The 11896-nt window shown below is 71.7% G+C and carries 9 protein-coding genes; 4 read left to right on the forward strand and 5 right to left on the reverse strand.

Annotation, left to right across the window (positions count from 1 at the left end; all coding sequences use genetic code 11):
• Nucleotides 1–33: 33 nt before the first annotated feature.
• Complete coding sequence (locus tag Pth03_RS31730) at nucleotides 34–1062, reverse strand: ROK family protein (protein WP_203948118.1); 1029 nt, start codon at nucleotides 1060–1062, stop codon at nucleotides 34–36.
• Between the two features lie 169 nt (nucleotides 1063–1231).
• Between Pth03_RS31730 and Pth03_RS31735 the strand changes: the two genes are divergently transcribed.
• Nucleotides 1232–2179, forward strand: coding sequence for an endonuclease/exonuclease/phosphatase family protein (locus Pth03_RS31735; RefSeq protein ID WP_203948119.1), 948 nt, complete (start codon nucleotides 1232–1234; stop codon nucleotides 2177–2179).
• A gap of 25 nt (nucleotides 2180–2204) precedes the next feature.
• Here Pth03_RS31735 and Pth03_RS31740 read toward each other — a convergent pair whose 3' ends face one another.
• Nucleotides 2205–3305 (reverse strand): MBL fold metallo-hydrolase, encoded by a 1101-nt coding sequence (locus Pth03_RS31740; RefSeq protein ID WP_203948120.1) that lies wholly within the window; start codon nucleotides 3303–3305, stop codon nucleotides 2205–2207.
• A gap of 88 nt (nucleotides 3306–3393) precedes the next feature.
• On the reverse strand, nucleotides 3394–4011 hold the full coding sequence (locus tag Pth03_RS31745; protein WP_203948121.1) for a TetR/AcrR family transcriptional regulator: 618 nt from the start codon (nucleotides 4009–4011) through the stop codon (nucleotides 3394–3396).
• A gap of 94 nt (nucleotides 4012–4105) precedes the next feature.
• Here Pth03_RS31745 and Pth03_RS31750 point away from each other — a divergent pair, with 94 nt between their 5' ends.
• Nucleotides 4106–4981 (forward strand): hypothetical protein, encoded by an 876-nt coding sequence (locus Pth03_RS31750; protein WP_203948122.1) that lies wholly within the window; start codon nucleotides 4106–4108, stop codon nucleotides 4979–4981.
• Nucleotides 4978–6249 (forward strand): isoprenylcysteine carboxylmethyltransferase family protein, encoded by a 1272-nt coding sequence (locus Pth03_RS31755; protein WP_203948123.1) that lies wholly within the window; start codon nucleotides 4978–4980, stop codon nucleotides 6247–6249. The genes Pth03_RS31750 and Pth03_RS31755 overlap by 4 nt, the downstream gene beginning before the upstream one ends.
• Here Pth03_RS31755 and Pth03_RS31760 read toward each other — a convergent pair.
• Nucleotides 6220–8601: a Tex family protein gene (locus Pth03_RS31760; RefSeq protein ID WP_275413255.1), complete on the reverse strand. Its 2382-nt coding sequence runs from the start codon at nucleotides 8599–8601 to the stop codon at nucleotides 6220–6222. The genes Pth03_RS31755 and Pth03_RS31760 overlap by 30 nt on opposite strands.
• A gap of 150 nt (nucleotides 8602–8751) precedes the next feature.
• Here Pth03_RS31760 and Pth03_RS31765 point away from each other — a divergent pair, with 150 nt between their 5' ends.
• Nucleotides 8752–10668, forward strand: a complete 1917-nt coding sequence (locus Pth03_RS31765; protein WP_239119513.1) for an amino acid transporter — start codon at nucleotides 8752–8754, stop codon at nucleotides 10666–10668.
• A 1-nt stretch (nucleotide 10669) separates the two neighbouring features.
• On the opposite strand, the gene Pth03_RS31770 is transcribed toward Pth03_RS31765, so the two are convergent.
• Nucleotides 10670–11896: glycoside hydrolase family 18 protein (locus tag Pth03_RS31770; protein ID WP_203948125.1), on the reverse strand; the 1227-nt coding region annotated here is incomplete at its 5' end.

Genomic DNA, 11896 nt, shown 5'->3' on the forward strand with positions numbered 1-11896 from the left:
TGGGCGCGAGGGGCCGGTGGGCGCGGGCCGGGGTCAGCGGCCGACGATCTCGCTGAGCGCGGCCAGGGCGGCGCCGCGCGCCCCCGCCATGTCGAGGTCCTCCACCAGAGCGACCGTGGCGACCTCCCGCTGCTCGTCGCGCAGGAGGGTGTGCTCGCGCACCTTGCCGAGGAACCACTCGCGGAAATGCGGCGCCGCCTCGACCACGCCGCCCCCGATGAAGTAGGCGCTGGGGTCGGTGAAGTTGGCCGCGATGGTGAACAGCCTGCCGATGGCCTTGGCCTGCTGCTCGAAGATCGCGAGGGCGAGCTCGTCGCCGTTCTCGGCGTAGCCGCGCAGCAGCTTGGCCGCCTTCCCGGCGGGCTCCACTTTGGCCAGCTCGTGGTCGGGGAACCGGGACAACCAGTAGGGGAGCAGGTTCTTCTCGATGCCGGTCAGGGAGGCGACACTCTCCACGTCGCCGTAGAACCCGCAGTTGCACGCGGGCAGCGGCTGCCCGTCCTCCAGCAGCCCGTGGAGCGGGATGTGGACGTGGCCGAGCTCGCCGGCCATTCCCGCGGCCCCCTTCACCACCTGGCCCGCCACGACCACGCCACCGCCGAGGCCGGTGCCCACGATGGCCGAGACCGACGAGTGCTCCCACGCCCGCTCGCCGAAGTGCACGTGGTGGGCGTAGAGGGCGGCGGCGTTGCCGTCGTTGTTGTAGACCACGGGCAGGCCCAGCCGGGCCTCCAGGGCCCCGCGGAAGTCGTAGCCGTACCAGCCGGGGTCGACGAAGTTCGTCGCGCCCTTGGAGGAGATCACCCCGTCGGCGCTGGCCGGGCCGGGGGTGTCCAGCCCGATGCCGCGCACCAGTTCCATCGGCGTGCCGGTGACGTCGAGCACGTTCTGCAGGGCGAGCACAAGCTGTTCGACGGCCACCTCGGGGCCCTGCCGCACGAGGCTGGGCACCTCGACCAGCCGGTCGACGAGGAACCTCCCCGAGGCGTCGAGAACCGTCGCGTTGTTGCTGGTGCCGCCGTTGTCCAGGCCGACGACGACCCACGACCCTGCTTGTGCCATAGGGGAGATCCTTCGTGTCTGTGCTTATCAGTGCGAAGACTACGAGAATCCCGCGCCGAGCACACCCAAGGTCAGGTCACGGAAAAAGCTCGCCAAAGACAATGGAACGGACCATAGTGATTCAGACCCCGAAATATACGGAACATTCCTCACACCTCGGGTGGCGGCCATGACCGTTGTCGGCACGTGGAACCTTGAGAATCTCTACCGTCCCGGGGGCGAATACGGCCCGCGCGACATGCCGGCCTACGAGGCCAAGCTCAAGGCGCTGTGCGCCACCATCACCCAGATGGGGCCCGACGTGCTGGGCGTCCAGGAGGTGGGCGACCCCGCAGCCCTCGACGACCTCGCCGCCCTCCTCGGCGGCGGATGGCACGTACGGCTCTCGCGCCACGGAGACTCCCGCGGCATCCGCGTCGGCTTTCTCAGCAGGCTGCCCCTCACCGTGCTGCAGGACCTCACGGCGTTCTCCCACCCGCTGACCGCCGTCCAGGCCGACGACAGCGGGGCGGCCACGTTCCAGACCAGCCGGGGCGTGCTCGCCGTACGCGTCGAACCGGGCCCCGGCCGGCACCTCGCCGTGGTCGTGTGCCATCTCAAGTCGAAACTGCTGAGCTTCCCCGGCAAGCGGTTCCAGCCGCGCGACGAGGGCGAGCGGGCCAGGTTCGGCGCGTACGCCCTGTACCGGCGCAGCGCGGAGGCCGTCACCGTGCGCGGCCTGGCCGACCGGCTGCTCGACGGTGCGGGGGAGACACGCGAGGTCGTCGTGCTGGGCGACCTCAACGACGAGCCGGAGGCGGCGACCACGCAGATCATGCTCGGGCCGCCCGGTTCGGAGATCGGCACGCGGGGGGAGCGGCGGCCCGACCGGGGGGACGCGTGGCGGTTGTGGAACCTGGCACCGCTGCTGCCCGACGGCGAGCGGTACTCCCGCGTCTACCACGACAGGGTGGAGCTGATCGACCACATCCTCGTCAGCCGCGCCGTCCTCGGCCGGGTCGAGGCGGTGCACGCCCTGGTCGGCCACGGGCTGCCGTCCGTCGGCGACCAGCCGGGGGCGCGGCGGGACGCGGCCGACTCCGACCACGCCCCGCTCGTCGCCACCCTCTCCGACTGAGCCTTCGCCCGGCCCGGGCGCACTGCTAGGCGATCGTCTGCCACCAGCCGTCGACCGCCGGCGGGTCGCCGACGCTGACGCGCTCGCCCGGCCGCGGCACCACCAGCCGTACGTCGCGGGCCTTGGCCTCCTTCCACAGCCGGTCGACCGGGTCGCTCCACGCGTGGTAGGAGAGGTTGAACGTGCCCCAGTGCACGGGCAGCAGCACCCCCGCCCGCAGGTCGAGGTGGGCGAGGATCGCCTCCTCCGGCGTCATGTGGATGTCGGGCCACGCGGGGCTGTACGCGCCGATCTGGATGAGCGACAGGTCGAACGGCCCGTGCTCCTCGCCGACGGCCGCATAGCCGTCGAAATAGCCCGAGTCGCCGGTGTAGAAGACCCTGCGGCGCTCGCCGGCCACCACCCACGAGGTCCACAGGGTCTGGTTGCGGGTCAGCGTGCGGCCCGAGAAGTGCTGGGCGGGCGTCGCGACGAAACGCAGGCCTTCGACCGTGGCCTCCTCGTTCCAGTCGAGCTCGATGATCCGCGACGACGGCACGTTCCACCGCTCCAGGTGGGCGCCGACGCCGAGGGGCACGAGGAAGGGTGCCGAGCACGTGGCGGTGAGGTTCCGCACGGTCTCCATGTCGAGGTGGTCGTAGTGGTCGTGGGAGATCACGACCGCGTCGACCCGCGGCACCTCCCAGAGCGGTACGGGCACCGGGTGCAGCCGGCGCGGGCCCACCAGCGTCGACGGTGAGCTGCGCTCGCTCCAGACCGGGTCGAACAGCACGCGGCGGCCCTCGATGTCCACCAGCGCGGACGAGTGGCCGTACCAGATCACGTCCAGGTCGCTGAGGGCCGTGGCGGACGGCGTGACCAGGGGAACGGGCAGGCGGGGCGCACGCCGCTGCTTGCCGAAGGCCAGCTCGCGCGCCACCCGCTGGGTGGTGCCGGGCGGCAGGATCGGGCTCGGCGTCCTGTTCCTGAACGCGCCGTCGCGGAACTGGGGTGAACGCCGCACCCGCCGGCCGCGTTCGCCCGCCGGCCGCCCCCCGAGGGCGGCCGGCACTCCGCGCAGCGCGTATCCGGCGGCGCCGAGCGCCAGCGCTCCGGCGGCCAGACGCCACATCCGCCCGTCAGCCATGTCGAACTGCCATAGAACACGCTCCTTGCGGGGACCGGGGATGGTCCGAACAGCCTAGACAATCGGCCCTGTGCTCCGGGCACGGGCTTCAGCGGCGGCGGGGCAGGCGCAGGGTCAGCAGCCTCGCCCGGGGCGCGACCCGCCCCGCCAGCGAGAACAACGCCTCGGTGCGGGTGTTGTCGGTGTCGAGATGGGTGAAGAGGTTCACGCCCAGGTAGAAGGTGATGGCCGCATAGGCCAGGTCGCGGGGCGGCAGGAGCTTGGCCAGCGGAGATCCGCCGATGACCCGGTCGAGGGTGTGCTCGACGAACTCGATCCACGGCTCGGCCCGTTGGACGATCTCCTTGCGCAGCTCGGGGCGCGCGATGCTCGCACCGACGAGCTCGGAGAAGAGCGTGATGTGGCCGCCCTCGATGTCGGCGCGATAGATGGCGGTCGCGACCTCGACGAGCTCCTCGAGAGTCCCCGCGCCCGCCACCGCCTCCCGGTAGGCGCTCATGCGCTGCTCGGAGGACCGGTCGAGGGCGGCGAGCAGCAGGGGGTCGACGCCGCCGAAGTGGTAGAAGACCAGCGCCGAGTTGACCCCGGCCGCCCGCGCGATCGTCCGCGCGCTGGTCCCGGCGTACCCCTCGCTGCGCAGCGTCTCGGCCGCGGCGTCGATGAGCCGGTCGCGCGTCTCCGCGCCCGGTTGCTGCTTCCCGGTCATGGCGACTCCCTCTTGACATGACGGCCGGCGATGCCTTCATCATACGGTTTAATCAGTCGATTAAATCGATCGCTCAATACCGTTGGGGGTACCGATGGATCCCGACCACCAGAGGAGCGCACGACTGCTCCTCGCCGCGGTGCTCGCCGGTCTATTCGCCGCGCTGCTGCTCTACCGCGTGCTGCACGCCGGGCACCTGGAGCAGACCGCGCTGTTCTATGTGGGCATCCCGGCGGTCATCGCCCTCACTGTGGCGCTGACCGCCCGCCCGAAGAGCGCGACGGGCCTGGTCATGTCGGTGATCACCATCGGGCTCGCCATCGCGGGGCCGCTGCTCAACGAGGGCATCGTCTGCCTGCTCATGGCGGCGCCGATCTTCTACTTCATCGGCTTCCTCATCGGAGGAGTCCTGGACTGGGCGGCCAGGGGGAGGGGGCGGGAACACGCGCTGGTGGCCATCCCGCTCGTCCTCGCCCTGGCCTTACAGGGCGGCTCGTCCACGCCGCCGCCCGAGGAGGTGAGCGCGACCCGGGTCGCGGCGCCGGGCGCCGACATCGAGGGCGCGCTCGCGCGCATCCCGGTCTTCCGCCCGTTCGACTCGCCGTTTCTCAAAGCGGGTTTCCCCCGGCCGCTCGCCTCGGACGGCCAGGGCCTCGAGATCGGCGACACCCGGAAGATCACGTTCACGCCGCGCCGGCCCCTAGGCATCGGGGCGCCGCCGGAGCCGCGCTCCATGACGCTGCGGGTCAGCGCGCGCGCCCCCCAGCGCGTCGTGTTCGCCGTGACGGAGGACACGACGCTGGCCCGCTGGCTCGACCTGCGCGAGGCAGAGTTCCGCTGGCAGGGCGAACGCCTGGAGGTGACGCTGCGCTACCGCCGCACCTTCGGGCCCGGATGGTATTTCGGCCCGCTCCAGCGGTACGCGCTGTCGGAGGCGGCCGGCTACCTCGCCGCCACCTTCACCTCATGATCGCCCTCATCCGGGCGCTGGCCCTGCTGGGCCCCGTCGCCGCGCTCTGGCTCGCCCTGGCCGTACGGTGGCCGTCCGGCCGGGACGTCGCCGCCATGATCGTCGCCTCGGCGTGGAACCTTCTCGCCCTCGCGGCGGTCAACGCGGTCGCCCTGTCCGCCGGATGGTGGACCTTCCACGCGGACGGGGCCGTCGTCGCAGGGACGCCCGTGGACCTGCTCATCGGCTGGGCACTGCTGTGGGGCGCGCTGCCCGCCCACGCCGCCAGGCGCCTCCCCCTGCCCCTGACCGCCGCCGTGCTCGCCTGGGCCGACCTCGCGCTGATGCCGCTCGCCGCCCCCGTGGTGCGGCTCGGACCCGGCTGGCTGTACGGCGAAGCCCTCGCGGTCGCCGTCGCCCTCGTCCCGGGCCTCCTGCTGGCGCGATGGACCCGCGACGACCGGCGTCTTCCGTGGCGGGCCGTGGCGCAGGTCGTGCTCGCCGGAGGCCTGATGCTGGGCCTGCCGGTGGCGCTCACCGGCGTGTGGCGGCAGCCGGCGTGGGTCATCGGGTTGTACGCGCAGCTTCTGGCGGTCCCGATGACGCTCGGCCTGGCCGCCGTGCGGGAGTTCGCGTCGGCGGGCGGCACGCCGCTGCCGTACGACCCGCCGCGCCGTCTGGTGACCGGCGGGCCCTACGCCTACGTGCGCAACCCCATGCAGGCGTCGATGGCCGGGAGCTTCCTGCTGCTCGGCGCCCTCGACGTGCGGTTCCTCGCCGCGGCGGTCGCCGCCGTCACCTACGGCGCGGGCCTGGCCGCCTGGCACGAGGGGGAGCAGCTAGCCACCCGGCACGGGGAGGCGTGGACGGCCTACCGCGCCCGGGTGCGACCATGGTGGCCGAGGTTTCGCCCGTATCCCTCGACGCCACCCGCGACCCTCTACGTCGCGGAGGGATGCGGGCAGTGCCGCTCTCTCGGCCGGTGGATCACCCGGCGCCGCCCCGTGGCCCTGCGCATTACCGCCGCCGAGGACCATCCGCACGGCATCCGCCGCATGACCTACGAACGGTCCGACGGGGTGCGCGCGCAGGGCGTCGCCGCGTTCGCGCACACCGCGGGGCACCTCCACCTCGGCTGGGCCCTGGTGGGCTGGATCCTGCTGCTCCCCGGGATCGCCTGGTTCGCCCAGCTGTGCGCGGACGCCTTCGGTGCGGGCCCCCGCACGGTCACGCGGCGGCAACCACAGGACCCCGGGAGCTCAGCGGCCGCGCCCCGACGACCCGCCTGAGCCGGGGTCGGCCAGTCCGGCGCGGCGCAGGGCCTCGGCCATCGCGCCGCCGCCCCCGGCGGAGCCGCCCTGGCGCTGCCCGCCGCCCCGGTTCTGGCCGCCCCTGTTCTGGTTGGCGCGGTTCTGTCCTCCGCCTGCGTTCTGCCGGGGCCTGCCGCTCTGGCGGCCCTGGTCGCCGTCCCGCTCCGGCCGCCCTGCCGCCACCTCGTCCTCGAGCCGGAGCGTGAGGGAGATGCGCTTGCGCGGGATGTCGACGTCGAGCACCTTCACCCGCACCACGTCGCCGGGCTTGACGACGTCACGCGGGTCCTTGACGAAGGTGTTCGACATCGCAGAAACGTGGACGAGCCCGTCCTGGTGCACGCCGACGTCGACGAACGCGCCGAATGCCGCGACGTTGGTGACCACGCCCTCCAGGATCATGCCGGATGCCAGGTCGGAGATCTTCTCCACGCCCTCCTTGAAGGTCGCGGTCTTGAACGCGGGCCGGGGGTCGCGGCCCGGCTTCTCCAGCTCCTTGAGGATGTCGGTGACGGTCGGCAGCCCGAAGGTGTCGTCGACGAACGCGGCCGGCTTGATCGCGCGCAGCACCGCCGTGTTGCCGATGAGCGTGCGCAGCTCGCCCTGCGTCGACTCCAGGATGCGCCGGACCACCGGATAGGCCTCCGGGTGCACGCTGGAGGCGTCCAGCGGGTCGTCGCCGCCGGGGATGCGCAGGAAGCCCGCGCACTGCTCGAACGCCTTCGGCCCGAGCCGCGCCACGTCCTTCAGGGAGCGCCGCGAACGGAAGGGACCGTTGGCGTCGCGGTGCGCCACGATGTTCTCCGCCAGGGTGGAGCCGATGCCCGACACCCGGGTCAGCAGCGGCACCGAGGCGGTGTTGACGTCGACGCCGACGCCGTTCACGCAGTCCTCGACCACCGCGTCGAGCGAGCGGGACAGCTTGATCTCCGACAGGTCGTGCTGGTACTGCCCGACGCCGATCGACTTCGGGTCGATCTTGACGAGCTCGGCGAGCGGGTCCTGCAGGCGGCGCGCGATCGACACGGCCCCGCGCAGCGACACGTCGAGCCCGGGCAGCTCCTGCGAGGCGTACGCGGACGCGGAGTAGACCGACGCCCCCGCCTCGGAAACCACGATCTTGGTGAGCCCCGGGACGAGCTTGACGAGCTCGCCCGCGAGCTTGTCGGTCTCGCGGGAGGCCGTGCCGTTCCCGATCGCGACCAGCTCCACCCCGTGTTCGAGGGCCAGGCGTCCGAGCACCGCCAGGGACTGGTCCCACTGCCGCTTCGGCTCGTGCGGGTAGATCGTCTCGGTGGCGACGACCTTGCCCGTCGCGTCGACCACGGCGACCTTCACGCCCGTGCGCAGGCCCGGGTCCAGGCCCATCGTGGACCGCGTGCCCGCCGGGGCGGCCAGCAGCAGGTCGCGCAGGTTGGCCGCGAACACCCGCACGGCCTCCTCCTCGGCGGCCTGCCACAGGCGGGTCCGCAGATCGATGCCGAGGTGCACCAGGATGCGCGTGCGCCAGGCCCAGCGCACCGTGTCGCTCAGCCACTTGTCGGCCGGGCGGCCCTGGTCGGAGACGCCGAACCGGCTCGCGATCCGCAGCTCGTAGCCGTTCGGCTCCTCAGCGTCGGGGTCGAGCGTGAGCGAGAGCACCTCCTCCTTCTCACCCCGGAACATCGCGAGGATGCGGTGCGAGGGCAGCTTGGTGAACGGCTCGGCGAAGTCGAAGTAGTCGGAGAACTTGGCCCCGGCCTCCTCCTTGCCCTCCCGGACCGCGGCGACCATCCGGCCCCGCCCCCACATGCGCTCCCGCAGGTCGCCGATCAGGTCGGCGTCCTCGGAGAACCGCTCGACCAGGATCGCCCGGGCCCCCTCCAGCGCGGCGGCGGCGTCGGCGACCCCCTCCCCGACGTACGGCCCGGCCGTGGCGGCGGGGTCGAGCGAGGGGTCGGTGAGCAGGGCGTCGGCCAGCGGCTCGAGCCCGGCCTCCTTCGCGATCTGCGCCTTCGTCCGCCGCTTGGGCTTGAAGGGCAGGTAGATGTCCTCCAGGCGGGCCTTGGAGTCGGCGGCCAGGATCTGCGCCTCAAGCGCGTCGTCGAGCTTGCCCTGCGACCGGATGGACTCGAGGATGGCGGCGCGGCGCTCCTCCAGCTCCCGCAGGTAGCGCAGGCGCTCTTCGAGTGTGCGCAACTGCGCGTCGTCGAGCATGCCCGTCACTTCCTTGCGGTAGCGGGCGATGAACGGAACCGTCGCCCCGTCGTCGAGCAGGTCGACGGCCGCGGTCACCTGGCTCTCTCGCACACCGAGCTCGTCGGCGATCCGCTGCTGAATGGAGGTCGTCACGATGCTGATCGCTTTCTTCCGGGAGGGACTCATTCTGCCGGATCGCGGATGCGCTCTCACCGCGTCCGCGAGCCGTGGGCAGACGGCGCGTCAAGAATGCATCAATATGGTCTCCCTGCCGATCGACCACCCGAAGGAGAGTGAGCCGGGTTGACCACGTCCGCACAGCGGGAGGCGTCCGGGACGATGCGAGCCTGGCTCCTCGAAGGCCTGCAGCGGGAGCGCCGGGCCGCCGGACAACATGAGAGCGACCCGAGCCACCAGCACACCTGGTGGCGTGTCATGTGCCTCACCGGCGTCGACTACTTCTCCACCCTCGGCTACCAGCCGGGCATCGCCGCGGTCGCCGCCGGGGCGCTGTCGCCGATCGCCACCGCGCTGCTGGTGCTGCTCACCCTGTTCGGGGCGCTGCCGACCTACCGGGCCGTCGCCGGGGCGAGCCCGCACGGCATGGGTTCGATCGCGATGCTCGAAGGGCTGCTGCCGCGCTGGTGGGGCAAGCTGCTCGTGCTCGTGCTCCTCGGATTCGTCGCCACCGCGTTCATCTTCACGATCACGCTGTCGGCGTCCGACGCCACGGCGCACATCCTGGAGAACCCCTTCGTGCCCTCCTTCCTCGACGGGCACGAGGTCGTCATCACGCTGCTGCTCATCGCGCTGCTCGGCGCCATCTTCCTGCGCGGCTTCAGTGAGGCGATCGGCCTGGCCGTCGTGCTCGTCGCCGTCTATCTCCTGCTCAACGTGGTGGTCGTCGGCGTGGCCCTGTGGCAGGTCGCGACGCATCCCGGCCTGGTCGCCGACTGGCGGCACGCGCTGACCGCCGACCACTCCAGCCCGATCGCGATGATCGCGATGTCGCTGCTCGTGCTGCCCAAACTGGCGCTCGGCCTGTCCGGCTTCGAGACCGGTGTGGCGGTCATGCCGCAGATCAAGGGAGATCTGCGCGAACGCGTCGCGGGTGCCCGCAAGCTCCTGACGACCGCCGCGCTCATCATGAGCGTCTTCCTGATCGCCAGCAGCGTGGCGACGACCGTGCTCATCCCCGCCGCGGAGTTCGACGAGGGAGGCAAGGCCTCCGGCCGCGCGCTCGCCTACCTGGCCCACAGCTACCTCGGCGACGGTTTCGGCACCGTCTACGACCTGAGCACGATCGCGATCCTCTGGTTCGCCGGCGCCTCCGCGCTCACCGGCCTGCTCAACATCGTGCCCCGCTACCTGCCCCGGTACGGCATGGCCCCCGACTGGACCAGGGCCGTGCGCCCGCTCGTGCTGGTCTTCACCGCCATCGCCTTCGGCATCACGATCCTGTTCGGCGCGCAGGTGGAGGCCCAGGGCGGCGCGTACGCCACAGGGGTGCTGGTGCTGATCCTTTCGGCGGCCGTCGCGGTCACGCTCACCGCCTTCCGGTCGGGAAGGCGGGGCACGGCGGCGGCATTCGGCCTGATCTCCCTCGTCGTCGCCTACGCCGCGGTGGAGAACATGAGGGAGCGGCCCGACGGGCTGAGCATCGCCGCCGGCTTCGTCGTCGCCATCGTCGTGACCTCGCTGATCTCCCGGGCCACCCGGTCCACGGAGCTGCGGGTCACCGGGGTCGAGCTGGACGAGGAGGCCAAGCGGATCGTCACGGAGACCCCGGGCCCGCTCCGCCTGATCGCCAACGAGCCGGACGCGCGCGACTCGGCCGAATACGCCGAGAAGGACACGGAGACCAGGGAGTACCACCACCTGCCCGACGACGAGGCCATGATCTTCCTGGAGGTCACCCTCGGCGACGCCTCGGAGTTCGAGACGGACGTGCTGGTCAAGGGGGAGACACGGCACGGCTACCAGGTGCTGACCGTGCGCAGCCCCGCCGTCGCCAACACCATCGCGGCGATTCTGCTGCACCTGAGGGACGTGACGGGCAAGCGGCCGCACGTGTACTTCCACTGGGCCGAGGGCAACCCGGTCGGCGCGCTGCTGCGCTACCTCTTCTTCGGCGGCGGGGACGTGCCGCCGCTCACCCGTGAGGTCATCAGGAAGGCCGAGCCCGATCTCCGGGCCCGGCCTCAGGTCCACGTCGGATAGGTCAGCCCAGGCCGTTCTTCATGGCCGTGATGAGCTCACCGTTCGTGGTGTCGCCGCTGAGCTCCCAGAAGAAGGAGCCGCCGAGGCCCTGATTCTTGGAGTACGTCATCTTGCCGCCGATGGTGGCAGGGGTGTCGTAGCTCCACCAGTTGCTGCCGCACTTGGCGTAGGCGGTGCCGCCCGCGGTGCCGGTCGCCGGGCAGGTGTTCTTGAGGACCTTGTAGTCCTCGATGCCCGCCTCGTACGTGCCGGGCGCGGCGGCCGTCGCGGTGCCGCCCGGCGCGGCCTGGGTGACCCCGGTCCAGCCCCGGCCGTAGAAGCCGATGCCGAGCAGGAGCTTGCTCGCCGGCACGCCCTTGCTCTTGAGCTTCTGGATGGCCGTGTCGGAGTCGAAGCCGGGCGTGGGGATGCCGCTGTAGGACGTCAGCGGCGAGTGCGGGGCGGTCGGACCCTGCGCCGCGAAGGCTCCGAAGTAGTCGTAGGTCATGACGTTGTACCAGTCGACGTACTGCGACGCGCCGCCGTAGTCGGCCGCGTCGATCTTGCCGCCGGAGGTGCCGTCGGCCGTGATGGCGGCGGTGACCAGGTAGTTGGACCCGAACCGGTTGCGCAGCGCCTGCATCAGGTTCTTGAACGCCGCCGCGCCGCTGGAGTCGCAGCTGAGGCCACAGGCGTTCGGGTACTCCCAGTCGATGTCGATGCCGTCGAACACGTCGGCCCAGCGCGGGTCCTCGACCAGGTTGTAGCAGGAGTTGGCGAAGGCGGTCGGGTTGGCCGCGGCCTGCGCGAAACCGCCCGACCAGGTCCAGCCGCCGAACGACCAGAGGATCTTGAGGTTGGGGTGCAGGGCCTTCAGCTTGCGCAACTGCCCGAAGCTGCCGCGCAGCACGCCCGCGTCCCAGGTGTCGGCCTTGCCGTCCACGCTGTTGGCAGTGGTGTAGGCCATGTCGTAGTCGGCGTAGGCGTCGCCGATGGCGCACTGGCCGTTGGTCACGTTGCCGAAGGCGTAGTTGATGTGGGTGAGCTTGGCCGCCGAGCCGCTGGTCTCGATGTTCTTCACGAAGTACTGCCGGCCGTAGACGCCCCACTCGGCGAAGTAGCCGAGCAGCTTGTTGCCGCCGCCCCCGCCGCCTCCGGTGGTCTGGGTGGTGCCGGTGACCGAGGCGCTGTTCGCGGACAGGTTGCCGGCGGCGTCCCTGGCTCTGACGGTGTAGGTGTAGGCGGTGCC

It is taken from the genome of Planotetraspora thailandica, assembly GCF_016863335.1.
GTDB lineage: Bacteria > Actinomycetota > Actinomycetes > Streptosporangiales > Streptosporangiaceae > Planotetraspora > Planotetraspora thailandica.